Genomic DNA, 24,055 nt, shown 5'->3' on the forward strand with positions numbered 1-24,055 from the left:
CCGGTCATTGAAGCTACGGGCGGCAGGCAAAAAGAGTTTCGGAGACAGGAAAGAATTTTACGGGCGGTGTGCCGCGCCGCTGGCAACGACGGGTCCCGTCGGAGCGCCCGTCGATGAGCCGCCGAACGGCTCGAGGCTGACGGCGAAGGTCGCGCCCTCGCCGATCTGGCTGCGCAGGTTTGCCGGGATGACCAGCTCGCCGCCCTCGCCCGGCTGGAACACGCCCAGCGACTGCGGGCCGCCGCTGCCCGGAACGAGCCAGAGCTGCAGCGACTTTTCTTCCGGCTTGCCCGCGGCGACCGGGATAATGCGCAGGTGGCCGGTATCGGCCTGATACGACGCCAGCAGATTGACCTGGCTGCCGGCTGCCGACAGTTCCGCCACAAATGGTGCCGCTCCCTGTGGCGGCGGTACGATGCCGGAGGCGAAGATGATCGCCCCCGCGGCAACGACCAGCGAGGCGAAAGTCAGCGAACGCCAGAAGACCGCCGAATTCCACAGACCGCGCGAGAAAGACGGCGAATGCGCGGGATCGCCGAAGAGACGGGCCTCGACCTGCTTGAAGGTTTCGCGGCTAGGCGCGACCGTCTCGTATTCGTCGTTGAAGGCGGAGAGATTGGTTTCCCAGCGGCTGACGATCGCCGCAAACTGGCGGTCGCGGCGCATGCGCTCTTCGACAACCCGCCGATCCTGGTAAGAGAGAACGCCAAGCACATACTCGCCTGCGAGCACTTCGTCGCGAGAGCGGCCTCCCTTGCTTTGATCGGGCGATGTCATCGTTCCATGCACTCTCTCAGCTTCAAAAGGCTGCGCCGCAGCCATGTCCGCATGGTGTTGAGCGGAACGCCGAATTGGTCGGCAAGTTCCTGGTAGCTCAGTCCTTCGACATAGGCCCGCCTAACCGACGTCGCCCTGTCAGCTTCCAACTCTTCCATGCAGGTGTCAATCCGCCTTCCTTCATCACTCATCACAGCTTGCTTTTCCGGATCGAGTGCGGAGTCGGCAAGATCATAGGCACTATCGAGCTCGTCGCTGACGGGCTTTCGCGCGCGCATGGTATCGATCGCCTGGTTGCGCGCTATTGCCGCAAGCCAGGCAGTGGGTGCGCCCTGCGACGACGCGAAAACCTTGGCGCGCTGCCAGATCTTCACATAGATCTCCTGCAGCGCCTCTTCGGCTTCCGCCCTGTCTTTCAAGATACGCAGGCAGATGGAGAAAAGTTTCGGGCTCGTTTCCCTGTAAAGGGCGACGAAGGCCTGCCGGTCGGACATCGCCACGCGGCCAATCAGTCTTGCGAGTTCATCGCCGGTCATGCCGCTGCCGCTCTCCCTAATATACCCTTACATAGAGGGACGGGCGCAAAATTGACAAGAGGCCGTCAAACTAATGCGCAACGCATTATTCCATCTGTCAAAAACTTGAGATAAAAGGCCCGCGATCCATTCTGCGGGGTAAGCCATGAACCAGTCCGAAAGCGAAATGCAGGCGCATCTTCTGGCGCAGGCGCTGCCTTTCATGCAGCGCTACGAGAACAAGACGATCGTCGTGAAATATGGCGGTCACGCCATGGGCAATCCCGAGCTCGGCAAGGCTTTCGCCAGCGACATCGCGCTGCTCAAGCAATCCGGCGTCAACCCGATCGTCGTCCATGGCGGCGGCCCGCAGATCGGCGCCATGCTCACCAAGATGGGCATCGAATCCAAGTTCGAAGGCGGGCTGCGCGTCACTGACGCGAAGACCGTCGAGATCGTGGAAATGGTTCTCGCGGGCTCGATCAATAAGGAGATCGTCGCGCTCATCAACCAGACGGGCGAATGGGCGATCGGCCTTTGCGGCAAGGACGGCAACATGGTCTTCGCCGAAAAGGCGCAGAAGAAGATCAAGGACCCGGATTCCAACATCGAGCGCGTTCTCGATCTCGGCTTCGTCGGCGAAGTCGTCGAAGTGGACCGCACGCTGCTCGACCTGCTCGCCCGCTCCGAGATGATCCCCGTCATCGCGCCGGTGGCTCCCGGCCGTGACGGTGCGACCTACAACATCAATGCCGATACGTTTGCAGGTGCGATCGCCGGTGCGCTGAACGCCACCCGCCTGCTGTTCCTGACGGATGTTCCCGGCGTTCTCGACAAGCAGGGCAACCTGATCAAGGAACTCTCCGTCGCCCAGGCGCATGCGCTGATCGCCGACGGTACGATCTCCGGCGGCATGATCCCGAAGGTCGAGACCTGTATCGACGCCATCAAGGCGGGCGTCCAGGGCGTCGTCATCCTGAACGGCAAGACGGCGCATTCCGTCCTGCTCGAAATCTTCACCGAACATGGTGCGGGCACGCTGATCGTGCCCTGATCACTGGTCAAGGCGCGGCGGCATAAACCGCTGCCGTGGCTTCCTTCAACTTTTCCATCATTGCCCGATAGGGCCCGGGTCCGTAGCTGACCCGGCCGACGCCGAGGCTTGCCAGCGTCTTCACGTCAGGCACGCCGGCCCGCATCATGATGTTCACAGGCAGCGGCGACGCAGCGCAGATCTTCTCGATCAGCTTGGCATCCGCAAGGCCCGGAACGAAGAACCCACGGGCACCGGCTGCCGCATAGGCCTTGCCGCGCTCGATTGCTTCATCGGCGAGAGCGGCATGTTTCGACGGATCGCTCTCTGCCAGGAAAAGATCGGTGCGGGCATTGATGAAAAACGGAATGCCGCGGGCATCGGCCATGGCGCGGATCGCGCTGATCTTGGCCGCCTGCTTTTCCGGGGAATGCAGACCCTTGCCGCCGACGACCTGATCCTCGAAATTGATGCCGATAGCCCCTGTATCGATGACCTTGGCAACATTGGCGGCAACGCCATCCGGCTCTTCCGAATAGGCGCCTTCGAAATCGACGGAGAGCGGCAGATCGGTTGACGCAGCGATCGACCGGGCGGTGGCGATGAGCACGTCCATCGGCAGCTTCTGCCCGTCCGCATAGCCCTGCGCTGCGGCGACCGACCAGCTGCCGGTCGCCAGCGCCTTGGCGCCGCCTTCGGCAACTGCCTTTGCCGTTCCGGCATCCCAGATATTGTAGAGAACAACGGGCGTTCCCTTCCGGTGCAGCGCTTCGAATGCCTTTGCCTTATCCGCCTGGTTCATGATGCTTCCTCCATTTCGGGCCTTGCTGCCCGCATTTCTGCTTCGTGTTTCAAAAGCCACTGCTTGCGCCAGAGACCACCGCCATAGCCGGTCAGCGATCCATCCGCGCCGATCAGCCGATGACAGGGGATGACGACGGCAATCTGATTGGCGCCGTTTGCCCGGCCGACAGCCCTGACGACCTGTGGATTGTCCATGTCGCGGGCAATGTCGCCATAGGCACGCGTCTCGCCCACCGGGATGCGCATCAGCCTCGACCATATCTCCCGCTCGAAAACTGTTCCGAAGGCAAGCGCAAGCGGCGTTTCGAACTCCGTCAACCGCCCCGCGAAATAGGTTTTCATCTCCGTCTCGATCCGTTCGATCGCCGGCGTACGCCCGGCAGCAACGGTGGAGCGCGTCTTGCGCTGCAGGCTTTCCAGCTCCTTCGGCAGCGCCTTGCGGTCATGAAATTCGAGGAGATGCAGATGCGTCTGATCGGCAACCGCGATCATCGGCCCAAGCAGTGTATCAAAGAGATCGGCAAAGAGCAGTTCGCGATTCTGGACGATAACAGGCGCCATGCCGATCATCCGGTGAAAGGCGGCGCGAAAACTGCCGGCCGATTCATAGCCCGCGTCCAGCTGCGCATCGATGATACGGCCGCCATCGGCGATTTGCTTGGCGGCCTGCCCGAGGCGCCGGTAGCGGGCGATATCAAGAAAAGTCATCCCGAGCGCGCGTTTGAAGGCGCGGCGTACCGTCGAAAGATCGTAGCCGAGATCGGCGAGGCGATCCTCGGTCCAGCGCGCGGAGGGATCACGGTCCAACGCCTTCAGGAGATCGTCGACAACAGGCTCGCGCCCCGCCTGCTCCAGCGGCCTGCACCGCTGGCACGGCCGGAAGCCCGATTGCATGCAGGCTGAAATCGAGCCGCAAAAGAGCGTGTTCTCCCGCTTCGGCTTGCGCGCCGGGCAGGTCAACCGGCAGAAGACGCCGGTCGTCTTCACGCAGGCATAGGCGAGCCCCTCGTAATCGGAGCTTCGGGCAAGCAGCGCATCGTAGAGCGCGTCATCGTCAGGCAGATCGAACAGCATAAAGCCTTTCTACCACCCCGCTGAACCGCCGTCCGCCCGAAATCGGGCGTCTATTTTCGATTGTCGATGATCCCGGGCTCATGCCATAAGACGCGCATGACAAAGATCGATCGCACCCCTGAAAAATCCGACTTCGAGCATGTGAGCGAGTGGGTCTTCGACCTCGACAACACGCTCTACCCGCATCACATCAATCTCTTCGCGCAGATCGACAAGAACATGACGGCCTATGTGTCGGCGCTTTTGCAGATGGAGCGTGATGAGGCACGCAAGCTGCAGAAGCAGTATTATTACGACCATGGCACCACGTTGCAGGGTCTGATGATCCATCACGGCATCGATCCGAACGACTTTCTGGAGAAGGCGCACGCGATCGACTATACGACGCTGTCGCCGCATCCGGAGCTTGGAGACGCGATCAAGGAGCTGCCGGGGCGCAAATTCATCTTCACCAATGGCAGCGTCAAGCATGCCGAGATGGCGGCGGGGGCGCTTGGCATTCTTGAGCATTTTGACGACATCTTCGATATCGTCGCCGCCGATTTCGTGCCGAAGCCGGCGCAGGCGACCTATGACAAGTTCACGGCCTTGAAGCGGGTGGAGACGAAGAAGGCTGCGATGTTCGAGGACCTGCCGCGCAATCTCGTTGTGCCGAAGGCGCTTGGGATGAGCACCGTTCTCCTGGTGCCTCACAACCTTGAAGACACGGTCGTCGAATGGTGGGAAAAGACCAGCGGCGAGGAGGATCACATCGATTTCGTGACCGATGATCTGACCGCATTCCTGGCCAAGATTACCGGCTGACTTACGAAAGTTTCATCCAGCTTACGGAGGTTTAATTGGGTTTTCCGGAACCGCAGCCTTACCTTTTGGTCGTGAAGGGATACGAACCGAAAGGAAGTCTCATGTACCGCAACAAGCTTATCCTGGCAGGCCTCTCCGCCGTTTTGATCGCCGGTGCCGCAGGCGCGAGCTTTGCTGCTCCCGGCCATCGCCCCGATGGGCCGCAGCACCATCGCGAGATGATGGGCGGGCCGCGTGGCGCCGCTTTCCGCGAGATCGCCTTCGTGCGCATGCTGAAGCAGTTCGACGAGAACAAGGACAGCAAGATCTCGAAGCAGGAAGCGATCGACGGCGTCGACAAGATCTTCGCAGCCGCCGACAAGAACAATGACGGCAGCCTGACGCCGGGCGAAATTCGCGAATATCATCAGGCGCAGCTCAAGGCCTGGCGCGATGCACACAAGGACGCCAAGAAGGATAGCGGCGACGATCGGCAGATGGCACAGAACGACGGCAAGGGCCAGAATGGCGGACCGGACGGCCACCGCAGGGGCAAGCGCCACGGCGGCGACATGATGTTCGCCTCGATGATGCGGCGCGTCGACAAGGACGAGAATGGCCAGATTTCCAAGCAGGAAGCCGAAGATGCGATGACCCGGCTCTTCACCCGCCTGGATACCAACAAGGATGGCTTCATCTCGATCGACGACATGCCCGATCGCCCTTTCCTCTAAGGGAGGAAACAGGAAGCCCCGCCGCTCACGCGGCGGGTTTTCTTATTCATGCGGTTCGTAGAAATCCTGGATGATCTTCCAGGCCTGATCGGCAGTTTCCACGAAACTGATGAGCTTGACGTCGTCAGGCGCGATCGTCCCAAATTCCGCAAGCGCCTCGAAATTGACGATCGTCCGCCAGAACTTTTCGCCGAACAGGATCAGCGGCATCTTTTCCATGCGGCCGGTCTGGATCAGCGTCAGGCACTCGAAGAATTCATCGAGCGTGCCGAAACCGCCGGGAAACACGGCGATCGCCTTGGCGCGCACCATGAAGTGCATCTTGCGGATCGCAAAGTAGTGAAAATTGAAGCTGAGCTCCGGCGTCACATAGACGTTCGGCGCCTGCTCGTGCGGCAAGACGATGTTGAGGCCGATCGACGGTGCGCCTTCGTCGGCAGCGCCGCGGTTGCCGGCCTCCATCACGCCCGGTCCACCGCCCGTGACGATCACGTATTCATGGAAATCATGCGCTGCCGAATAGCGTGAGCAGAGACGGGCGAACTTGCGGGCCTCGTCGTAATAGACCGACGCAGCTTCCAGGTTGACCCGCTGCACATCGTTGCGTGCCGCCCACGCGCTCTGGCCGGGCGCTGGAATGCGGGCGCCGCCGAACATCACGACTGTGGATTTGATACCGCGCTCGGCCAGCAGCATTTCCGGCTTCAGCAGCTCGAGCTGCAGGCGGATCGGCCGCAGTTCCTCGCGGCAGAGGAAATCCTCGTCGACATAGGCAAGACGATAGGACGGAGAGAGCGTTTGCGGTGTTTTCGGTACGGCGCGGGCGCGATCCTTGTCCGTTTCGCTGGTCTTCAGCGGATCCCAGACCCCATCCTTACGCCGGAGCCTGCCATTCTTACCCTTCGCCATTCAAAAATGCCTTTCAGTCCTTACCAAACGCGTCTTTAACGCCTTGAATCCAGAAACGATCTGGTTCGAAAAATCATTCCATTTTGGGCGCCCATGCGATAGAGCAGATCGCATCCCGCCGATCACAATTCCCGGAGGCCCTGTAGCCTTCAGGATAAAGTTCGAAGTTTAAGGAATTCTCATGAGCGCCACCGATCTTGCATCCCTCGAAAAGACCATCGAAGCGGCCTTCGACAACCGCGACAGCGTCAGCCTCTCGACCAAGGGCGAAATCCGCGATGCGGTCGAAGCTGCGCTCGAACTGCTCGATGGCGGCAAGGCACGCGTCGCCGAACGCGGCGCTGACGGCGCCTGGACGGTCAATCAGTGGCTCAAGAAGGCCGTACTGCTCTCTTTCCGCCTGAACGACATGGAAGTCGTCAAGGGTGGCTCGGGCAACTCGACTTGGTGGGACAAGGTCCCCTCGAAGTTCGAAGGCTGGGGCGAGAACCAGTATCGTGACGCCGGCTTCCGCGCCGTTCCGAACTGCATCGTCCGCCGCTCGGCCTATATCGCAAAGAACGTCGTGCTCATGCCCTCCTTCGTCAACCTCGGCGCCTATGTCGGCGAAGGCACGATGGTCGATACCTGGGCGACGGTCGGCTCCTGCGCGCAGATCGGCAAGCATGTGCATCTTTCCGGCGGCGTCGGCATCGGCGGCGTGCTGGAGCCGATGCAGGCCGGCCCGACGATCATCGAGGACAACTGCTTCATCGGCGCCCGTTCGGAAGTCGTCGAAGGCTGCATCATCCGTGAGGGCTCGGTGCTCGGCATGGGCGTCTATATCGGCAAGTCCACCAAGATTGTCGATCGCGCCACCGGCGAAGTCACATACGGCGAAGTGCCGCCCTATTCGGTCGTCGTCGCAGGCTCGATGCCCTCGGGCAACAAGACCATGGCGAACGGCCTGCCGGCGCCGCATCTCTACTGCGCCGTGATCGTCAAGCGAGTCGACGAGCAGACCCGCTCGAAGACCGGCATCAACGAGCTGCTGCGCGACTAAGCTTGAAGTGACAGCCGGACATCGATCCGGTAAACAGACGGCGCTCTTTTTTAACGCGAGGCGGCATTCGCCTCGCCATTTCTTTGCCATCCCCGCCGGATAATTCGACCGTCATGACCGCTACCAATCCCGTCGCCAATCTCCAGACACTCATCCGCTGCCCGTCCGTCACGCCGGCTGAAGGCGGTGCGCTTTCGGCGCTCGATGCCATGCTGTCGCCGCTCGGCTTCACGGTCGACAAGGTGATGGCGACAGAGGCTGGAACACCCGATGTCGAAAACCTCTATGCGCGCATCGGAAACGATGGCCCGCACCTGATGTTTGCCGGCCATACCGATGTTGTTCCGGTTGGTGATGAGGCCGCCTGGACACACCCTCCCTTTGCCGCCGAGATCGCCGGTGGCGAGATGTTCGGCCGCGGCGCGGTGGATATGAAGGGTGGCATTGCCTGCTTCGTTGCGGCTGTTGCACGCCATATCGAAAAGCACGGCGCGCCCAAGGGCTCGATCTCTTTCCTGATCACCGGTGACGAAGAGGGACCTTCGATCAACGGCACGACCAAGCTGCTGCAATGGGCGGCGGAACGCGGCGAGCACTGGGATGCCTGCGTCGTCGGCGAACCGACCAATCCGGATGCGCTCGGCGACATGATCAAGATCGGCCGGCGTGGGTCGCTGTCGGGCAAGATCACCGTTCACGGCGTCCAGGGCCACGCAGCCTATCCGCATCTCGCCGATAATCCGGTTCGCGGCCTGCTGCAGCTGACGACGGCGCTGATGGATCCGCCGTTCGACACCGGCACGGAGAGCTTCCAGGCCTCCAATCTCGAAGTGACGACGGTTGATGTCGGCAATCCGGCAACCAACGTCATTCCCGCGAAAGCGACGGCGAGCTTCAATATCCGCTTTAACGACACCTGGACCGCCGACACGCTGCGGGCCGAAATCATCAGCCGTCTCGATGCCGCCGCTGCCGAGGGCGCATTGCGCCCTGGCCGTGATGCTGTTCGCTACGAGATCGTCTGGGCCGACCGTCCCAGCCATGTCTTCCTGACGCGCAACAACGCGCTGATCGCGTCTCTGTCTTCGGCCGTCGAGAGCGTTACCGGCAAGGCGCCGAAGCTGTCTACGACAGGCGGTACGTCGGATGCGCGGTTCATCAAGGACTATTGCCCCGTCGTCGAATTCGGCCTCGTCGGCCAGACCATGCATATGGTCGATGAGCGCGTTGCCGTCGCCGATCTGGAGACGCTGACAGTCATCTACGAAACCTTCATCGAGCGCTGGTTCGAGAATGCCGGGGCTTAGGGAAGTCCAATATTATCTGGCGGGGCTCTGGCTGCTGATCCGCATGGATCCGCGCGGCTTCCGATTCCTTGATGTCTCGGAGCGCGGCGTGAACCGCTCGTTCTGGGCGATGGTCTGGTGCCTGCCGCCGATGGGTATTTCCTGGCTCTGGTGGCGCCAGGCCTTCCTGCAGACGATGCCGCCGCATTACGATGTCGGGCTGCCTTTTTACCTCCGTCTTGGAATGGTGGAGGTGGCGAACTGGTTCGCGCCGCTGGTGCTGGCCGGGCTTTTGCTGCTGATCTTCAAGATGGGCAACCGCTTTGCCGCAGTCGTCGTCAGCGTCAACTGGCTGGGCGTGCCGCTCTCCTACATCAACGGCCTGCTGCTGGCTCTGGTCTTCTTCATTCCGGGAACGGTGAGCGTCGTCTCGATCCTGCTGCTGATCCTGATGATCGCGCAGGTCTTCATTCTGGCGCGCATCCTGCGGATGATCTTCCATGGACACGGGCTAATGGTCGGGGCGCTGACGCTGGCGCTGCTGGTGCCGACGATGATGCTTGCCGAATATCTTCAGAAGTTTCTCGGAATCTATCCCGCGTGACCCCGCGCGGGCACGACTTCACCGTCTTCCTTGGTGAATAGGCCGATATCCGGATTGGGAAGAAGATCCAGCACCCGTTCCGAAGGGCGGCAAAGTGCTGCGCCTTTTGCCGTCACGACGACAGGCCGGTTCATCAGGATTGGATGCCCTACCATCGCATCCAGCAACTGGGCGTCTGACAGGGATTGATCGCCGAGGCCCAATTCGCCGTAAGGCGTACCTTTCTCGCGCAGCAGATCGCGCACCGGAACACCCATTTTCGCAATCAGCGCCGCAAGCTCGTGCCGCGAAAGCGGCGTCTTCAGATATTCGATGACAACGGGCTCTTCGCCTGATTGACGGATCATAGCCAGAGTATTGCGCGAGGTTCCGCAGGCGGGGTTATGATAGATCGTCACCGTCATCGCTATATGCTCCCCTGCGTCTGTCCGGAATCACCTCCGGATAATCGACCTGCATGAAATAAAGCCCATCCGGCGGCGCTACCGGACCGCAAGCCTTGCGGTCACGGGCTTCGAGGGCTGCCTGCACGTCATCCGGCGTCCGCTTGCCTTCACCCGCCAGCTTCAGCGTTCCGGCGAAGGAGCGGATCTGGTTGTGGAGAAAGCTCTGCGCCGTCGCACGTATCTCGATCAGTTCGCCTGTACGCGTGACATCCAGCCTGTCCAGCGTGCGCACCGGGCTCTTGGCCTGGCAGTGAGCTGACCGGAAGGTCGAGAAATCGTGATTGCCGACCAGCCTCTGTGCCGCTTCATGCATCGCTTCATGGTCGAGTGTCTTCGGCACCCACCAGGCCTTGCCCGCTTCGATCGCAAGCTGCGCGCGGCGGGTGATGATCCGGTAGAGATAGTGACGGCGAAGCGCCGAGAAGCGGGCATCGAAAAACTCGGGCGCGGCCTGGACATCGATGATCGACACCCGCTCGCCGGCCAATCTCAGATGCGCGTTCAATGCGTTCTGAAGCTTGAAGTCAGCCCATTCCTTGGAGAGATCCGCGTGGATCACCTGACCCAGCGCATGGACGCCGGAATCGGTACGTCCTGCGCCGCGGACGGAAACCGTCTCGCCGCTCAGTGACAGGATCGCCGCCTCGATCGCGCCCTGGACCGATGGGCCGTTGTCCTGGCGCTGCCAACCGACATAGGGCGCCCCGTCATATTCGACGGTCATCCGGTAGCGCGGCATCAGGTGAGCCTTGTGCCGGGCGAAAGCGGCGTGCCACGCAGGAAATCTGCGGCAGGCAGAGGTTTGCCGCCGGCCTTCTGAAGCCTGGTCAACCGAACGGCGCCGCTCGCGCAGGCCACGAGCAGCTCATCGTTCAGCAATTCGCCCCCCGCGCCACTGCCTTCGGCAAGTTCGGACCCGAGAACCTTGACGCGCTCCGGCTTGCCGCCGATCTCGATCTCGAACCAGGCACCGGGGAACGGCGCCAGGCCGCGGATGTGGTTGTGAACGTCGGCCGCAGCCCTGTTGAAATCGATACGGGTTTCGCCCTTGTCGATCTTGCTCGCATAGAGCACGCCGTCTTCCGGCTGTGGGGTCAGCGGCAGATTGCCGGATTCGAGCGCGACCATCGCCTCTCCGATCGCCTTGGCGCCGACATGCATCAGTTTGTCATGCAGCTCTCCAGCCGTCATTTTCGGGCCGATCTCGACTTCGCGGGTGAGCGCGACAGGGCCGGTATCCAGGCCCTTGTCCATCTTCATCACCATCATGCCGGTCTTGGTATCGCCTGCCATGATCGCCCGCTGGATCGGGGCTGCGCCGCGCCAGCGCGGAAGCAGGGACGCATGGCCATTGTAGCAACCGTCCCGCGTGCCGGTCAGGATAGCTTCCGGCAGCAGAAGGCCGTAAGCGACTACGACCGCAACATCAGCATCGAGGGCGCGAAATTTCTCACGCTCTTCGGGGTCCTTGAAATTCACCGGCGTGAAGACCGGCAGGCCCAGCAGTTCGGCAGCCTGGTGGACCGGCGATTTCTGCAGATCGAGCCCACGGCGGCCGCCCGGCCGCGGCGGCTGGCTATAGACGGCAACGATCCGATGCCCGGCATCGACCAGCGTGCGCAGCGTCGGAACGGAAAATTCGGGCGTCCCCATGAAGATGATGCGAAGTGACATTCTATTCCGCCGTTTACCGATCAGCCATCTTCAAACGGGTTTACGAGCTTGAGATCAAGCCCCTCGAAGTCTTTTATGTTGCGCGTCGCCAGTGTTGCACCATGTGACAGGCAGATCGCAGCGATCATGGCATCCTGAACCGAAATAGGCCTACCGATCAATTCGCGGCGGGCACGGAGCCTGCCCGTTTCGACCGCAGTATGTCTTTCGAAAGCAAGTATTCGACCGCTGTAGACGACCAGTAGCCGATCGAGCACTTCGCGGTAGCGGGGAGACTTGTCTCGAAGCCAAATTCGTTCGGCTCCGTATGCTTGCTCCATGAGGACCACATCAGAGAGATAGAGGCGGTCTTCAGACTGGGCGGCAGCCCATGTAAGCACACGCGAATTTGAAGTCGGCCTGGCAATCTCAGATATCACATTGGTGTCGAGAACGATCAATCGAAGCCCTCAAGCGGCCGGCCAAAATCCTTTTTCCGCTCAGCTTCGATCTCGTCCATGATCCCAGCGAATTCTTCCTGCTCTTTTTCGGTCAACGGCGAGAATATTTCACGAAACCCCTCCAGCGCGGAGCGTGCCGGCGCGTTCGTGCCCGAAGTGCCTATCATCGCCTTCTGCAGCAGGCTTTTCGCCTCGTCGGAAAGGCTGTTGCCGTTCTTCTCAGCACGCGAAGCGATATCGCGCTTCATCGCGTCGGGAATATTGCGGATCAAAAGATCACCCATGCCGCACCTCCATTATGATATCACTGATATCATAATGCTTCCGGGTGAGCTTTTCAACGACGAGTCAGATCGCCTTCGACTTGGCGGCCTTGGTGAACTTCTTGATCACCATTTCGCGTTTCAGCCGCGAGATATGGTCGATGAACAGCACACCGTTGAGGTGATCGATCTCGTGCTGCAGGCAGGTGGCCAGCAGGCCGTCGGCGTCGACGATCTGCTCCTTGCCGTCACGATCGAGATATCTCAGCGTGACGACGGCGGGGCGCTCGACCTCGGCGTAATAATCCGGGATGGACAAGCAGCCTTCTTCATATACAGAACGCTCTTCCGAAGACTTGAGGATCTCCGGATTTATGAACACCTGCGGCTGCTTGTCTTCGCCTTCGCGCGCCACGTCGATAACCAGCATCCGGCGCGGAACGCCGATCTGGATCGCGGCAAGGCCGATGCCGGGGGCATCGTACATGGTCTCCAGCATATCGTCGGCGAGACGCTTCAGCTCGCCATCGACGCGCTCGATCGGCTTGGAAGCCTGGCGGAGAACGGGATCGGGAAGAATGATAAGTGGCTTGATGGTCATGGCGTTCCCATAACCTATCTTTTTAAGCGAGGGAATTATCCCGGAAGTGCTGGAGGCGCTTTTTTATGCGCGCCTCCGGAAAATTGCCGTATTCGTCTCAGGCTGCACGGCGGCTGGGCGCGCTGCTGCGCATTTCCATCCGGGTACCGAAGCGCTGCAGCAACTCCATCAGATTGTTGACTTCGCCGCGCAGGCGGCGGGTCTCGGCCGAGGTGTGCTCGACCATGCCGGAATTCTGCTGGGTGATCGTATCCATGTTGCGGATGGCAACGCTGACCTCGTTTACGCCAGTCGCCTGGTCGCGAGCGGCGGCGGCGATTTCAGCGACCACGTGATTGATCATGTCGATGCGGCTGATCATGTCGCCCAGTGCTTCGCCGGTGCTGCTGACGATGCCGACGCCCTGGTCCACCTGTGCAGAGCTCTGCGAGATCAGGTTCTTGATCTCCTTTGCCGCTTCTGCAGTGCGCTGGGCAAGCTGGCGGACTTCCTGGGCGACGACCGCGAAGCCCTTGCCTGCCTCGCCTGCGCGTGCAGCTTCGACACCGGCATTCAGCGCCAGAAGATTGGTCTGGAAGGCGATCTCGTCGATGACGCCGATAATCTTGGCGATTTCATCCGACGACTTCTCGATGCCGGCCATGGCGGAAACGGCGCTGTTCACAAGCTCGCCGGAATTCTTCGCACGCTGCTGTGTTTCGCGCACCGCATCCGAGGCCTTCTCGGCATTGGCGGCGGTCAGCCCGACGCTGACGGACAGCTGCTGGAGCGCCGCCGAGCTCTCTTCGACGCCGGCCGCCTGCTGTGCGGTGCGAAGCGCCAGATCGTCGGCAGCCTTGGAGATCGTGTCCGTGCCGCGCAGGATTTCAGCCGAGCTGCTGCGAACCGAGCCGAATGACGTGCGCAGCGCAGCGACGGCGCGATTGTAGTCGTCGGCCATATGCTTGAAATTGCCCGGAAGGTCGGCAGGCAGCTTGGCATCGAGGTCTCCGGCGGAGAGCGCTTCCAAGCCGCGGCGCAGATGGTCGAGCGCCATGGTCTGGTCGGCCTCCGCCTTGGCGCGGTCCTCCTCCAGCTTGCGGCGCTTTTCTTCCAATGCCTCGAGATAGACGGAGATCGAATAGTCCATATCCAGCATCCCGGCCTTGATGACGGCGGAAAGCTTCTCGGCCAGTACCTTGCCCTGCTGGCGGCCGAACATCGACGGCCACTGCTTGTCCATGATGCCCTTAACGAGCTCGGACATGACGATCGCGTAGCCACCGATATACCACCGCGGCTCCAGGCCGATGCGGGCGTGAGTGCGGCCGACTGCGGTGACGCCCTTCACGTAGGTTTCGTCGAAATTGCCACCAGCCAGATTGGCCCAATGGTTCTCCTGCGCCTTCTTGGCGTGGCCCATATGGGATTTGTCGGAGAAGAAGCTGGCAACGGCCGGGGTCTTGGCGATCTTCTGATAGAATTTGTCAAGCGCACCGCCGACCAGCGAGCTGATGACAGGCCGGATATCGCTCATCGTCTTGCGGGCAGCATCGTCGAGCTCGATGAAGTCGAGGCGCTGCTTGAGGTCGGATTGCGATTGCTGGCTGCTCATGATGTTCTCTGTCTGCGCGATGCGCGGTAAGGATATGTTTCGCCAGAGACATTTCTAAAATATGGTTGAGCAATCGTTAAGCATGGCCACGATTTGTCGTCCCTCTCCCAAAGTGGACTGCGGCCTTTTGATCATACCAAAGCTACCTGTGGATTCGTTCACGTTTTGATCTGGTCAATGATTTGAAGTTTGCTATGGTGGCCGGATGAACAATTCTGCCGACTCGCTCACTATCTCGCTTGCCGCCGTCAATCCGGCCATTCTCGCCATCACAGGCGGCGCCATCGCCGCCATGGTCGTCGTCCTCGTGTTCTTGCTGTTCAGAAGCAGCAACTTGCGGCGCGAGCAGAATGAGGAAGCCGCGATCCGATCGGCGGAAGCCGATATGCGCATGTCGGAGCTTCTGAAAATCCAGGCGGAGATGCAGGGCCGCATTTCGACCATGGCGGAAGTGTTCGGCACGCGGCAGGCAGAGCTCAATCAGGCGATCAACCAGCGTCTTGATGGCATGTCGCAGAGGGTCAGCCACACGATCACCGAACAGACGAAATCGACCCACGAAAACCTGCAGAAGCTGCAGGAGCGGCTTGCTGTCATCGACGTCGCCCAGAACAACATCCAGATGCTTGCCAAGGACGTCGTCGGCCTGCAGGCGATCCTTTCCAACAAGCAGACGCGCGGCGCCTTCGGCCAATCGCGGATGGAGACGATCGTCGCCGACGGACTGCCGATGGGCGCCTACGCCTTCCAGCAGACGCTTTCCAACGGCTCCCGGCCGGACTGCACCGTGAAGATGCCGAATGGCGCACCGCCGCTCGTCATCGACGCCAAGTTTCCGCTCGAAGCCTGGAACGCCATCCGCGACGCCGGCGGCCCAGATGCCACCAAGATCGCCTCCCAGCAGTTCCGGCGCGATATGGAAGTGCATATTCGCGATATCTCGGAAAAGTATCTGATCCAGGGCGAAACCCAGGACACTGCCTTCATGTTCGTGCCCTCGGAATCAATCTTTGCCGAGGTTCACGAGAATTTCGAGCCGATCATCCAGAAGGCGCATCGCGCCCGGATTGTCATCGTGTCTCCTTCCCTGCTGATGCTGTCGATCCAGGTGATCCAGGCGGTTCTCAAGGATCAGCGTATGCGCGCACAGGCGCACGTCATTCAGGGTGAAGTCGCAAACCTCATGGACGATCTCGGCCGCCTGGACGAGCGCGTGCGCAAGCTGCAGGGGCATTTCGCCATGGCGCAGAAGGATGTCGACATGATCGTCACCTCCGCCGACAAGCTGACCAAGCGTGGCTCGAAGATCGAGGCTCTCGAATTCGAAGCGACGGGCGATACCGGCAAACCGGAGCGCGAAGACCAGCCAGCTGCGAAATCGGTCGAGAGCCGGACAGGCCTTCTCAAGCTCAGGGTGGTTGACGAGGAGTGAGCCCTTCGGGCAGTGTCGCGCCAATTAAAGGACGGGACATCTACCATGATCACTGTGTTCGGCTCCATCAACATGGACCTCATCGCCACCACCGCGCGCCTGCCGAAGCCGGGTGAAACCGTGGCTGGGACTGGCTTTGCGACTGCCGCCGGCGGCAAGGGTGCCAACCAGGCGCTTGCTGCGCGCCGTGCAGGCAGCACGGTCAATATGGCTGGCGCAGTCGGCAAGGATGAATTCGCCGCCCCCGCCATCGCGCTTCTCAGTGAAGCCGGTACAGGACTTTCCAAGGTCAATCATGTGGACGGCCCAACCGGCACCGCCCTGATCCTCGTGGGCGGCGACGGCGAAAACATGATCGCGGTCGTTCCCGGCGCCAATGGCACCGTCAGCCCCGATGACGCAGAGGCCGCGGTTGCGGCAATGCAACCCAAAGACATTCTCATGCTGCAGCTCGAGGTTCCCCCGGCCGCCGTCGAGAAGGCTCTTGATGCGGCCCGCAAGAAGGGCATCCGCAGCGTACTCAATCTCGCACCGCTGATTGCCGACGCGCCGCACCTTGGGCGGCTAGCAGATATCGTCATTGCCAACGAGACGGAATTCGAGCTTCTGGCCGGACAGGAAGGCATGACCGCTGGCGATCGCGAGGCCGCCTTGAAGCGCCTTCACGGCGAAACCGGACAGACGCTGATCGTCACACTTGGCGCCGATGGCGTCATTGCCATTCGCGATGGCGAGCTCGTCCGGGCGAAAGGACTGAAAATCGAGCCCGTCGATACCGTCGGTGCCGGCGATACCTTCTGCGGCTATTTCGCTGCAAGCCTCGACGACGGTCTCGATTTCGAGACGTCACTGCGCCGCGCCGCCATTGCCGGATCCCTTGCCTGCCTCAAGGCGGGAGCCCAGCCGTCGATCCCGCTCAGCGCCGAAGTCGCAAACAAGCTATAGACTTTTCTGTTTCCGATACACTCTACGAAAACCCTGTGCCGCCCAGGCAATTCAGGGACTCAATTCGTACAGTTTCATTCAAATTTAAGAGATTTCTGGCGATCTTTCTGGCGATCGTCAGGCTTCAATTTTAACGGCGCCTGGACTTTTGCACGGCTGCTCCATGACGGTGCGGCTCACCCTCGCCTGTGCCGGAAATGTTCGTCCGGCAAGTCGCCCCGCCGAGGCACCATGTTCATCTTCCGCATGAAGTCGCTTGCCGCAAAACTCATTGTCATCACCGGCGTCGCCATCGCGCTCGTCCTTTTTGTATCAAACTTTTTCCTCATCGATCAGACGCGCAGCCGCGTGCAGACGCTGACGATGGACCAAGCGAATCTTGAGGCAAAAGCTATTGCCAACGAAATCGCCGCCAATGTCGGCGAACTGGCGAGTGCTGCGCGCTCCATGTCCGGCGTTGTCGGCCGCGGCCACGAAGGTGGCAACTTCGACCGCAAGGGCATCATCAATATCCTGAAGGCCAATCTCGAAAAGAACGCCTTCGCGTTCGGCAGCTGGTTCTGCGAACAGCTCGGCGCCTTCGACGGCAAGACCACCGAGATTGCCGACAAGCTCGACGAGGGCACCAACAAGGCCGGCGCATTCACGCCTTACTGGTCGAAGACCAAGGATGGCGCGATCCAGTTCTCGACCTTCGACAACGACTATACGGCCGAATGGTGGAAGCTCGCTGCCGAAAGCGGCAAGGGTGCCATCACCACGCCTTACCTTGCTGAAGGCACGGATGTCCCGACGCTGCTGACCTCGATCGCTTATCCCGTCGTTTCCGGCGGCAAGATGATCGGTGTCGAAGGCGTCGATATCTCGCTGAAATCGCTGACCGACAAGCTGCAGGCCCTGCATCCTTTCGGCTCCGGCCGTGTAACGCTGGTTGCCCAGAACGGTAACTGGATCGTCGCGCCGACGAAGGAGCTGATGTCGAAGCCCTACGGCGACGCTGAGGGTTCGGCCCAGGTCAAGTCCGCCCTGAGCTCGATGACGCCTGGCGTTGTCAAGAATCTCTCGCTCGACGGCTATGAGCCCTTCGATCGCGTCGTCTATCCCTTCGCCGTTCCCGATCTCAACGCCACCTGGGTCGTCCTCGTGGACGTGCCGCACAGCGCCATCAATGCTCCGGTGCAGGATCAGACCTTCATGATGATCATCGGCGGCATCCTGGTGCTCGGCGCCGTGATGCTGGCCCTCTATTTCGCCGTCCGCTCTCTCGTGCAGAAGCCGCTCGGCCAGCTGGTCGCCGGCGTTAAGAAGCTCAGCGATGGCCAATACGAGCAGCCCGTGGCCGGTCAGGAGCGTGCAGATGAAATCGGTTCGGTCGCCAAGGCACTCGAGGGCTTCCGATTTGCGCTTGCCGATACGCGCCGCCTCGAATCCGAGGCCGACAGCCAGCGCAGTGCCGCTGAGTCCGAACGCAACCGCTCCGAAAGCGAGCGCCAGCAGTCGGTCGCGCTCCAGCGCCAGATCGTTGCCATCGTCGGTGCCGGTCTCTCCGAATTGTCGCAGGGCAATCTCGGCCACCGGATCAACGACGAGTTCCCTGGCGAATATGCAAAGCTGAAGCAGGACTTCAACGCTGCACTCGCCAGCCTCGAAGAAACGATCAACACGATGAACCTCAGCGTCGGCAACATCGGCTCCGGCACCAGCGAGATCAGCAACAGTGCCTCCGATCTTGCCAAGCGCACAGAACAGCAGGCCGCAAGCCTGGAAGAGACCGCAGCTGCGCTGAACGAGCTGACCGCACAGGTCAATTCGAGCGCTGAGAACGCCCGGACTGCTGCCGAGAATGTCAACTTGGCCTGCGAGGACGCAGAGAAGTCTGGTGAAGTCGTGCAGAAGGCAATCGCTTCGATGCAGGGCATCGAGCAGTCTTCGACCGAAGTGTCGCGCATCATCGGCGTCATCGACGAGATCGCCTTCCAGACCAACCTGCTCGCTCTGAACGCCGGCGTCGAAGCTGCTCGTGCAGGTGAGGCCGGCAAGGGTTTTGCGGTCGTCGCGCAGGAAGTCCGCGAACTGGCGCAGCGCTCAGCGAGTGCTGCGAAGGAAATCAAGACGCTCATCAATACCTCTGCCGTCCAGGTCAAGGAAGGCGTCGATCTCGTCGGCCGTGCGGGTGGTACGCTGCACAAGATCGCCGATCAGGTGATGAGCATCAACGAGCTGATCCGCCAGATTTCCGCCTCTGCCAGCGAGCAGGCGATCGGCCTCAAGGAAGTCAACCAGGCCATGAACCAGATGGACCAGGTGACCCAGCAGAACGCCGCGATGGTGGAAGAAGCGACCGCAGCCAGCGTCACGCTCAACGACGAGGCACAGACTCTGAAGGCTCTGGTACTGCGTTTCCGGGTGTCCGGTCAGACAGACGGCGCGGCTCTCCGGGCCACCGCCGAGCACATGCGTGCTCCCGCGGCCCCTGCCCCGGCCTATCGCGCTCCGGCGCCGCGCCGTGCCGCAGTCGCCCATGGCTCGGCTGCAGTCGCACAGGACAATTGGGAAGAGTTCTGAGAGCTATCCCATCTCAAACGAGAAGAGGCGCCCGGTCATCCCGGGCGCCTCTTTCATTTCTACACTTGAAAATCTCAGGCGGCGTTCGAGGCCTGCTCTTCGTTGAGGAAGGCATAGATCGCCGAGGCAGAGTCCGTCGCGCGAAGCTTGGCAACCAGATCCTGGTCACGCAGCACACGGGCGATACGCGACAGCGCCTTCAGATGGTCGGCGCCCGCGCCTTCGGGAGCGAGCAGCAGGAAGACGAGATCGACGGGCTGATCGTCCAGCGCTTCGAAATCGACCGGGCTTTCGAGCCTTGCGAAGACACCGACGATCGAGCGGACGCTGGCAATTTTCCCATGCGGGATTGCAATGCCGTTGCCGACGCCCGTCGAGCCCAGGCGCTCACGCTGCAATACGACGTCGAAGATTTCCCGTTCGGAAAGGCCGGTAATCTTGCTGGCCTTTGCCGCCAATTCCTGAAGCAGCTGTTTCTTGGAATTTACCTTGAGGGCGGGAATAATCGCATCTTGGTGCAGCAGGTCTGCCAATGCCATTTCTTTTTCCTTCTGTCGCCAAAGCCGGGTGATTGGAAGAGCGGCGCAACGCGCCGCTCATCGCCCGATCTCAGCTCTTGATATTGGCTGCGTCGATCCAGCCAATATTACCGTCATGCCTGCGGTAAACGATGTTTAACTGTTCCTTGCCCGGGCTGCGGAACAGAAGCAGCGGCTCGTCCGTCATGTCGAGCGCCATCACGGCGGTCGCAACGGACATGGTCTTCAGCTGCTTCGTGCTCTCGGCTACGATAGCCGGGGCAAAATCGTCGGGAACCTCTTCTTCGTGGTCAGGAACGCCGTCCATGACCGTATAGGCGACTTCCGCAAAACCGTTCAGATGATTTCCGGCATGATGATCTTTCAGCTTCCGCTTGTAGCGGCGAAGGCGCTTCTCGATGCGTTCCGAGGCGGCATCGAATGCGACCTGCGGATCCATTGCTTCTCCTGCAGCATGCAGCACCACCCCGCTATCGAGATGAAGCTTGCAATCCGCAGAGAAGCGCGAGCTCGACTTCTCAACGATCACCTGACCAGAATATCCCCCGTCGAAGTATTTCGTGACGGCCATGGCCATTTGCTCCTCGATCTTTTGACGGAACGAGTCACCAATTTCCATATGTTTACCGGATACACGCACACTCATGGAGTTTCCCTTCTTATAGTGGTTTGCGGTACCAGTTTACGCCAAGCCTACCTCTCATCCAAGCACTTCACGCAAACTCAAGCAAGATCGGCTTAAGTCTCGTGCTTCAAGCGCCCTGAGGATGATGGGGATAAGTCTGAACGCTGTTTCACAGCGCCAATTGCGGCGGGCTAATAAAGGCAGGTTACCAAAAAGTCAACGCCAACCGCGGGAGTCCGCCTAGAAGCCTGCAACCTTTGCCAGCGCACGCTTTTCGCGCCGGCGCTGAACCGAAGAGGCGATATTCATCGCTTCGCGGTACTTGGCGACCGTGCGGCGGGCCAGATCGACGCCGCCTTTTTTCAGCATATCGACGATATCGTCATCGGAAAGCACTGCTTCCGGGCTTTCCTGCATGATCAGCGCGCGGATCTTGTGACGTACCGCCTCGGCCGAATGGCCATCGCCGCCCTCCACTGCGCTGATCGACACCGTGAAGAAATATTTGAGCTCGAAGAGACCGCGCGGCGTCAGCATGTACTTGTTCGACGTCACGCGGCTGACAGTCGATTCATGCATCCTGATGGCGTCGGCGACGGTCTTCAGGTTGAGCGGGCGCAGATGATCGACCCCGTGGAGCAGGAAGGCGTCCTGCTGGCGGACGATCTCGGCCGCGACCTTCATGATGGTCTTGGCGCGCTGGTCGAGGCTGCGTGTCAGCCAATTGGCATTCTGCAGACATTCCGAGAGGAAGGCGTGATCGTCGCCATTCTTGGTGACATTCGCAAAATAAGCCTGACTGACAAGCACGCGGGGCAGCGTGTCCGGATTGAGCTCCACCAGCCAGCTGCCATCGGACGATGGTCGCACGACGACGTCGGGCATGATCGCTTCTGAAACGCCCGCCTCAAAGCCGCTGCCCGGCTTGGGGTTCAGCTGGCGGATCTCGGTCAGCATATCGAGGAGATCCTCCTCATCGACGCCGCAAAGACGCTTCAGGGTCGCAAAATCGCGGCGCGCGAGAAGCTCGAGATTGGAGACGAAGGCTTCCATCGCCGGATCGAAGCGATCTTTCTGACGAAGCTGGATTGCCAGACATTCGGCGAGATTACGGGCGAAAACGCCGGGCGGATCGAGCGTCTGCAGTTCGGCCAGCACCCGTTCGGCGTCGGCGGTTGCAGCGCCGAGGCGTTCGGCGGCTTCGGCAATATCGCCATGAAAGTAGCCGGCCTCATCCAGCTGATCGAGAAGATGCTGACCGATCAGCCGGTCTGCAGCGTCAGTCAGAATGAAGGGAATCTGCTGGATGATGTGATCTCGCAGCGAGACCTGACCGGCGACGAAGTCGTCGAGATCATAGCCCTCGCCCTCGGAGCCGCCCGGCATCGATTTCCATTGGCTGAGAAGCTCCGGCGCATCGGCGCGCTGCGGCGCACCGTCATCCTGAAAGACGTTGGAATAATTGGCGTCGAGTTCGTCGCCGAGATGGCTGACACGGCCTTCGCCGCCATTGTCGTACCAATCGCCGGAGAGCGCGTCGCCGCTATCGCCGTCTTCGGCCTGATGCTGCGCGTGCCCCTCATCTTCGCCGTCACGGTCGCTGCCCGTTTCCGCGTCATTTGACGGAAATTCCAGCAGCGGGTTCTTTTCGACTTCCTGGGCGATGAACTGGACGAGTTCGAAATGCGTCATCTGCAGCAACTGAATGGACTGCATCAGCTGCGGCGTCATGACGAGGGATTGGTTCTGTCGCAGGAAAAGATTGGCTGACAGGGCCATGGCGGACGCGAAACTCCCGTTCATTTCCTCCGGGAAACCGCGTCGAAATAAGAATTTCGGACCACGGATATCCAGTTGGCCCAAAAATTGCTTTTTTATTCTATTTGGTCAAGCGCAAGTATGGCGGAAGGTGAATTTCCGTCGGCTTCAATCCAATCAAAGGCTGAAATTGTCGCCAAGATAGAGGCGGCGAACCTCGGGATTGTTGACGATGTCATTCGCGCGGCCATGCGTCAGCACTTCACCGGCATGGATGATATAGGCGCGGTCGATCAGGCCCAGCGTTTCGCGAACATTGTGGTCGGTGATCAGCACGCCGATGCCGCGAGCCGTCAGATGATGCACAAGGTTCTGAATATCGGAAACAGAGATCGGATCGACGCCGGCGAAGGGCTCGTCCAGCAGCATGAAGGTCGGGTCGGTCGCCAGCGCGCGGGCGATTTCCAGGCGGCGGCGTTCACCGCCCGATAGCGAAACTGCTGCAGCCTTGCGGAGCTTGGAGATATGGAATTCTTCGAGCAGCTCGTCGAGCTTCTTTTCGCGCGCTGCCTTGTTCTTCTCGTGCACTTCGAGAACGGCGCGGATATTTTCCTCTACCGTCAGGCCGCGGAAAATCGAGGCTTCCTGCGGCAGGTAGCCGACACCCAAGCGCGAACGGCGATACATCGGCATCGTCGTGACGTCGTTGCCGTCGATCTCGATCGTGCCTTCGTCGACAGGCACCAGGCCGGTGATCATGTAAAAGCAGGTCGTCTTGCCCGCGCCGTTCGGCCCGAGAAGACCCACAGCCTCGCCGCGGCGAACCACCAGCGACACGCCGTTGACAACGCGCCGGGTGCTATAGGTCTTGGTCAGACCGCGCGCAATCAGCGTGCCCTGGTAACGGCTCTTGTCTCCGGCGGAACCGTCCGCGGCCTGCGGCGCGGACTGGCCGAACATTTTGGGAAGCGAGAAAAGTTTCACGAGAGGGCCGGATCAGTTCTTCTTCTGGGACTTCGGATCAAGCTGGATCTGGACGCGGCCCCCGCAGCTATCCAGTTGCGCCTGCCCGGTCTCCATGTGAACGGTAAGCTGGCAGCCGGTGAAGACGTTCGGGCCATCGGAGAGAACGACTTTGTCGCCCTTCAGAACGAAGGTCTGTGCCGCCATGTCGAAGGCACCGTTATCGGCCGTCGCCGTCTGCGTTCCGGAGCTGACGAACACCTTGTCGCTGACCAGAATGTGGTCGATATCGGCATTGCCGGACGAGATCGACGCGGCACCTGCATCGGGCTTCGCCTTTGCATCGGTCGCCTGTCCGTCTGCTGCCGCCTTGGGCTTGTAGAACACGGTCATGTGCCCGGCCTGCAGGGTCGTCTTGCCCTGCACGACCTTCACGTTGCCGGTGAAATCGGCCTTGTGTTCCTGGTCATGAATTTCGAGCTTGTCGCTCTCGATCTGGATCGGCTCGTTCTTGTCGAGCTTGAGGCCATCCATCTGGCTGGTGGTCGCCTGCGCAAACGCGGCTCCCGCGATCATCAGAAGTGCCAGAGCGCCGCCGGTTGCTGCTGCGCCAAACTTACGTATTGAAGAGTGACAATGTTTTGTCATT

General features: G+C 60.7%; 26 protein-coding genes. 9 read left to right on the forward strand and 17 right to left on the reverse strand.

What is annotated here, in order from left to right:
- Positions 1-57: 57 nt before the first annotated feature.
- Entirely contained in the window at positions 58-777 is a 720-nt protein-coding gene (locus tag J2X43_RS08650; protein ID WP_310293243.1) for an anti-sigma factor domain-containing protein, read from the reverse strand.
- Positions 774-1,313, reverse strand: a complete 540-nt coding sequence (locus tag J2X43_RS08655; RefSeq protein WP_112385294.1) for a sigma-70 family RNA polymerase sigma factor — start codon at positions 1,311-1,313, stop codon at positions 774-776. Before J2X43_RS08655 ends, J2X43_RS08650 begins: the two co-directional genes overlap by 4 nt.
- A gap of 145 nt (positions 1,314-1,458) precedes the next feature.
- Between J2X43_RS08655 and argB the strand changes: the two genes are divergently transcribed.
- Positions 1,459-2,346: an acetylglutamate kinase gene (gene argB / locus J2X43_RS08660; protein WP_112514072.1), complete on the forward strand. Its 888-nt coding sequence runs from the start codon at positions 1,459-1,461 to the stop codon at positions 2,344-2,346.
- A gap of 7 nt (positions 2,347-2,353) precedes the next feature.
- On the opposite strand, the gene J2X43_RS08665 is transcribed toward argB, so the two are convergent.
- Both J2X43_RS08665 and J2X43_RS08670 read right to left on the reverse strand, forming a co-directional pair.
- A complete protein-coding gene (locus tag J2X43_RS08665) occupies positions 2,354-3,127 on the reverse strand; it encodes an isocitrate lyase/phosphoenolpyruvate mutase family protein (RefSeq protein WP_310293246.1) in 774 nt (257 codons plus the stop codon).
- Positions 3,124-4,203, reverse strand: coding sequence for a trifunctional transcriptional activator/DNA repair protein Ada/methylated-DNA--[protein]-cysteine S-methyltransferase (locus J2X43_RS08670; protein WP_310293248.1), 1,080 nt, complete (start codon positions 4,201-4,203; stop codon positions 3,124-3,126). The genes J2X43_RS08665 and J2X43_RS08670 overlap by 4 nt, the downstream gene beginning before the upstream one ends.
- Before the next feature lie 96 nt (positions 4,204-4,299).
- On the opposite strand from J2X43_RS08670, the gene J2X43_RS08675 reads away from it, so the two are divergent.
- On the forward strand, positions 4,300-5,007 hold the full coding sequence (locus J2X43_RS08675; protein WP_310293249.1) for a pyrimidine 5'-nucleotidase: 708 nt from the start codon (positions 4,300-4,302) through the stop codon (positions 5,005-5,007).
- Positions 5,008-5,108: 101 nt separating this feature from the next.
- Positions 5,109-5,720, forward strand: a complete 612-nt coding sequence (locus J2X43_RS08680; RefSeq protein ID WP_310293250.1) for a calcium-binding protein — start codon at positions 5,109-5,111, stop codon at positions 5,718-5,720.
- Between the two features lie 42 nt (positions 5,721-5,762).
- Here the strand turns inward: J2X43_RS08680 and J2X43_RS08685 are convergent, their stop codons facing one another.
- On the reverse strand, positions 5,763-6,629 hold the full coding sequence (locus J2X43_RS08685) for an LOG family protein (protein WP_112385288.1): 867 nt from the start codon (positions 6,627-6,629) through the stop codon (positions 5,763-5,765).
- Positions 6,630-6,810: 181 nt separating this feature from the next.
- On the opposite strand from J2X43_RS08685, the gene dapD reads away from it, so the two are divergent.
- The 3 genes from dapD (at position 6,811) to J2X43_RS08700 (ending at position 9,561) form a co-directional block, all read left to right on the forward strand.
- The gene (gene dapD, locus J2X43_RS08690; RefSeq protein WP_112538449.1) at positions 6,811-7,671 is read left to right on the forward strand and encodes a 2,3,4,5-tetrahydropyridine-2,6-dicarboxylate N-succinyltransferase; all 861 of its coding nucleotides are present in this window, start codon (positions 6,811-6,813) and stop codon (positions 7,669-7,671) included.
- Between the two features lie 113 nt (positions 7,672-7,784).
- Positions 7,785-8,978, forward strand: a complete 1,194-nt coding sequence (gene dapE, locus J2X43_RS08695; protein WP_310293253.1) for a succinyl-diaminopimelate desuccinylase — start codon at positions 7,785-7,787, stop codon at positions 8,976-8,978.
- Complete coding sequence (locus J2X43_RS08700) at positions 8,965-9,561, forward strand: hypothetical protein (RefSeq protein WP_310293255.1); 597 nt, start codon at positions 8,965-8,967, stop codon at positions 9,559-9,561. The genes dapE and J2X43_RS08700 overlap by 14 nt, the downstream gene beginning before the upstream one ends.
- Here J2X43_RS08700 and arsC read toward each other — a convergent pair.
- From arsC to J2X43_RS08735, 7 genes are all read right to left on the reverse strand, one after another.
- Positions 9,549-9,965 carry an arsenate reductase (glutaredoxin) gene (arsC, locus tag J2X43_RS08705; RefSeq protein WP_310293257.1) on the reverse strand — a complete coding sequence of 139 codons (417 nt, stop codon included), beginning with the start codon at positions 9,963-9,965 and terminating at the stop codon, positions 9,549-9,551. The two genes, J2X43_RS08700 and arsC, sit on opposite strands and share 13 nt — an antisense overlap.
- Positions 9,943-10,746: a tRNA pseudouridine(38-40) synthase TruA gene (gene truA / locus J2X43_RS08710; protein ID WP_310293259.1), complete on the reverse strand. Its 804-nt coding sequence runs from the start codon at positions 10,744-10,746 to the stop codon at positions 9,943-9,945. The genes arsC and truA overlap by 23 nt, the downstream gene beginning before the upstream one ends.
- Positions 10,746-11,681, reverse strand: coding sequence for a methionyl-tRNA formyltransferase (gene fmt, locus J2X43_RS08715; RefSeq protein ID WP_310293261.1), 936 nt, complete (start codon positions 11,679-11,681; stop codon positions 10,746-10,748). Before fmt ends, truA begins: the two co-directional genes overlap by 1 nt.
- A 20-nt stretch (positions 11,682-11,701) precedes the next feature.
- Positions 11,702-12,121, reverse strand: coding sequence for a type II toxin-antitoxin system VapC family toxin (locus J2X43_RS08720; protein WP_310293262.1), 420 nt, complete (start codon positions 12,119-12,121; stop codon positions 11,702-11,704).
- Positions 12,118-12,405, reverse strand: coding sequence for a FitA-like ribbon-helix-helix domain-containing protein (locus J2X43_RS08725; RefSeq protein ID WP_310293263.1), 288 nt, complete (start codon positions 12,403-12,405; stop codon positions 12,118-12,120). Before J2X43_RS08725 ends, J2X43_RS08720 begins: the two co-directional genes overlap by 4 nt.
- Positions 12,406-12,469: 64 nt before the next feature.
- Positions 12,470-12,985, reverse strand: coding sequence for a peptide deformylase (def, locus tag J2X43_RS08730; protein WP_310293265.1), 516 nt, complete (start codon positions 12,983-12,985; stop codon positions 12,470-12,472).
- A 97-nt stretch (positions 12,986-13,082) separates the two neighbouring features.
- Positions 13,083-14,579, reverse strand: a complete 1,497-nt coding sequence (locus tag J2X43_RS08735) for a globin-coupled sensor protein (protein WP_310293266.1) — start codon at positions 14,577-14,579, stop codon at positions 13,083-13,085.
- A gap of 205 nt (positions 14,580-14,784) precedes the next feature.
- On the opposite strand from J2X43_RS08735, the gene J2X43_RS08740 reads away from it, so the two are divergent.
- From J2X43_RS08740 to J2X43_RS08750, 3 genes are all read left to right on the forward strand, one after another.
- Positions 14,785-16,011 (forward strand): DNA recombination protein RmuC, encoded by a 1,227-nt coding sequence (locus tag J2X43_RS08740; RefSeq protein WP_310293267.1) that lies wholly within the window; start codon positions 14,785-14,787, stop codon positions 16,009-16,011.
- Between the two features lie 45 nt (positions 16,012-16,056).
- Positions 16,057-16,956, forward strand: a complete 900-nt coding sequence (locus J2X43_RS08745) for a ribokinase (protein ID WP_310293268.1) — start codon at positions 16,057-16,059, stop codon at positions 16,954-16,956.
- Between the two features lie 231 nt (positions 16,957-17,187).
- Positions 17,188-19,521, forward strand: a complete 2,334-nt coding sequence (locus tag J2X43_RS08750) for a methyl-accepting chemotaxis protein (protein ID WP_310293269.1) — start codon at positions 17,188-17,190, stop codon at positions 19,519-19,521.
- 74 nt (positions 19,522-19,595) lie between these two features.
- Here the strand turns inward: J2X43_RS08750 and ptsN are convergent, their stop codons facing one another.
- From ptsN to J2X43_RS08775, 5 genes are all read right to left on the reverse strand, one after another.
- Positions 19,596-20,060: a PTS IIA-like nitrogen regulatory protein PtsN gene (gene ptsN, locus J2X43_RS08755; protein ID WP_112385274.1), complete on the reverse strand. Its 465-nt coding sequence runs from the start codon at positions 20,058-20,060 to the stop codon at positions 19,596-19,598.
- Between the two features lie 70 nt (positions 20,061-20,130).
- A complete protein-coding gene (gene hpf, locus J2X43_RS08760) occupies positions 20,131-20,706 on the reverse strand; it encodes a ribosome hibernation-promoting factor, HPF/YfiA family (protein WP_112385273.1) in 576 nt (191 codons plus the stop codon).
- A gap of 219 nt (positions 20,707-20,925) precedes the next feature.
- Positions 20,926-22,464, reverse strand: coding sequence for an RNA polymerase factor sigma-54 (rpoN, locus tag J2X43_RS08765; RefSeq protein WP_310293769.1), 1,539 nt, complete (start codon positions 22,462-22,464; stop codon positions 20,926-20,928).
- 156 nt (positions 22,465-22,620) lie between these two features.
- Positions 22,621-23,403 (reverse strand): LPS export ABC transporter ATP-binding protein, encoded by a 783-nt coding sequence (lptB, locus tag J2X43_RS08770; RefSeq protein WP_112385271.1) that lies wholly within the window; start codon positions 23,401-23,403, stop codon positions 22,621-22,623.
- Between the two features lie 36 nt (positions 23,404-23,439).
- Complete coding sequence (locus J2X43_RS08775) at positions 23,440-24,054, reverse strand: LptA/OstA family protein (protein ID WP_310293274.1); 615 nt, start codon at positions 24,052-24,054, stop codon at positions 23,440-23,442.
- Position 24,055 lies beyond the last annotated feature (1 nt).

The organism is Rhizobium sp. BE258 (assembly GCF_031457345.1).
Classification (GTDB): domain Bacteria; phylum Pseudomonadota; class Alphaproteobacteria; order Rhizobiales; family Rhizobiaceae; genus Rhizobium.

What these genes read in the sequence shown, in the direction of transcription:
- hpf (WP_112385273.1), bottom strand. Translation starts at nt 20,706, where the DNA reads ATGAGTGTGCGTGTATCCGGTAAACATATGGAAATTGGTGACTCGTTC.
- J2X43_RS08665 (WP_310293246.1), bottom strand. Translation starts at nt 3,127, where the DNA reads ATGAACCAGGCGGATAAGGCAAAGGCATTCGAAGCGCTGCACCGGAAG.
- dapE (WP_310293253.1), top strand. Translation starts at nt 7,785, where the DNA reads ATGACCGCTACCAATCCCGTCGCCAATCTCCAGACACTCATCCGCTGC.
- J2X43_RS08750 (WP_310293269.1), top strand. Translation starts at nt 17,188, where the DNA reads ATGTTCATCTTCCGCATGAAGTCGCTTGCCGCAAAACTCATTGTCATC.
- J2X43_RS08735 (WP_310293266.1), bottom strand. Translation starts at nt 14,579, where the DNA reads ATGAGCAGCCAGCAATCGCAATCCGACCTCAAGCAGCGCCTCGACTTC.
- J2X43_RS08740 (WP_310293267.1), top strand. Translation starts at nt 14,785, where the DNA reads ATGAACAATTCTGCCGACTCGCTCACTATCTCGCTTGCCGCCGTCAAT.
- J2X43_RS08675 (WP_310293249.1), top strand. Translation starts at nt 4,300, where the DNA reads ATGACAAAGATCGATCGCACCCCTGAAAAATCCGACTTCGAGCATGTG.
- arsC (WP_310293257.1), bottom strand. Translation starts at nt 9,965, where the DNA reads ATGACGGTGACGATCTATCATAACCCCGCCTGCGGAACCTCGCGCAAT.
- J2X43_RS08655 (WP_112385294.1), bottom strand. Translation starts at nt 1,313, where the DNA reads ATGACCGGCGATGAACTCGCAAGACTGATTGGCCGCGTGGCGATGTCC.
- dapD (WP_112538449.1), top strand. Translation starts at nt 6,811, where the DNA reads ATGAGCGCCACCGATCTTGCATCCCTCGAAAAGACCATCGAAGCGGCC.
- J2X43_RS08650 (WP_310293243.1), bottom strand. Translation starts at nt 777, where the DNA reads ATGACATCGCCCGATCAAAGCAAGGGAGGCCGCTCTCGCGACGAAGTG.
- J2X43_RS08745 (WP_310293268.1), top strand. Translation starts at nt 16,057, where the DNA reads ATGATCACTGTGTTCGGCTCCATCAACATGGACCTCATCGCCACCACC.
- lptB (WP_112385271.1), bottom strand. Translation starts at nt 23,403, where the DNA reads ATGTTCGGCCAGTCCGCGCCGCAGGCCGCGGACGGTTCCGCCGGAGAC.
- J2X43_RS08685 (WP_112385288.1), bottom strand. Translation starts at nt 6,629, where the DNA reads ATGGCGAAGGGTAAGAATGGCAGGCTCCGGCGTAAGGATGGGGTCTGG.
- def (WP_310293265.1), bottom strand. Translation starts at nt 12,985, where the DNA reads ATGACCATCAAGCCACTTATCATTCTTCCCGATCCCGTTCTCCGCCAG.
- J2X43_RS08725 (WP_310293263.1), bottom strand. Translation starts at nt 12,405, where the DNA reads ATGGGTGATCTTTTGATCCGCAATATTCCCGACGCGATGAAGCGCGAT.
- J2X43_RS08775 (WP_310293274.1), bottom strand. Translation starts at nt 24,054, where the DNA reads ATGACAAAACATTGTCACTCTTCAATACGTAAGTTTGGCGCAGCAGCA.
- rpoN (WP_310293769.1), bottom strand. Translation starts at nt 22,464, where the DNA reads ATGGCCCTGTCAGCCAATCTTTTCCTGCGACAGAACCAATCCCTCGTC.
- ptsN (WP_112385274.1), bottom strand. Translation starts at nt 20,060, where the DNA reads ATGGCATTGGCAGACCTGCTGCACCAAGATGCGATTATTCCCGCCCTC.
- J2X43_RS08700 (WP_310293255.1), top strand. Translation starts at nt 8,965, where the DNA reads ATGCCGGGGCTTAGGGAAGTCCAATATTATCTGGCGGGGCTCTGGCTG.
- J2X43_RS08670 (WP_310293248.1), bottom strand. Translation starts at nt 4,203, where the DNA reads ATGCTGTTCGATCTGCCTGACGATGACGCGCTCTACGATGCGCTGCTT.
- fmt (WP_310293261.1), bottom strand. Translation starts at nt 11,681, where the DNA reads ATGTCACTTCGCATCATCTTCATGGGGACGCCCGAATTTTCCGTTCCG.
- truA (WP_310293259.1), bottom strand. Translation starts at nt 10,746, where the DNA reads ATGCCGCGCTACCGGATGACCGTCGAATATGACGGGGCGCCCTATGTC.
- argB (WP_112514072.1), top strand. Translation starts at nt 1,459, where the DNA reads ATGAACCAGTCCGAAAGCGAAATGCAGGCGCATCTTCTGGCGCAGGCG.
- J2X43_RS08680 (WP_310293250.1), top strand. Translation starts at nt 5,109, where the DNA reads ATGTACCGCAACAAGCTTATCCTGGCAGGCCTCTCCGCCGTTTTGATC.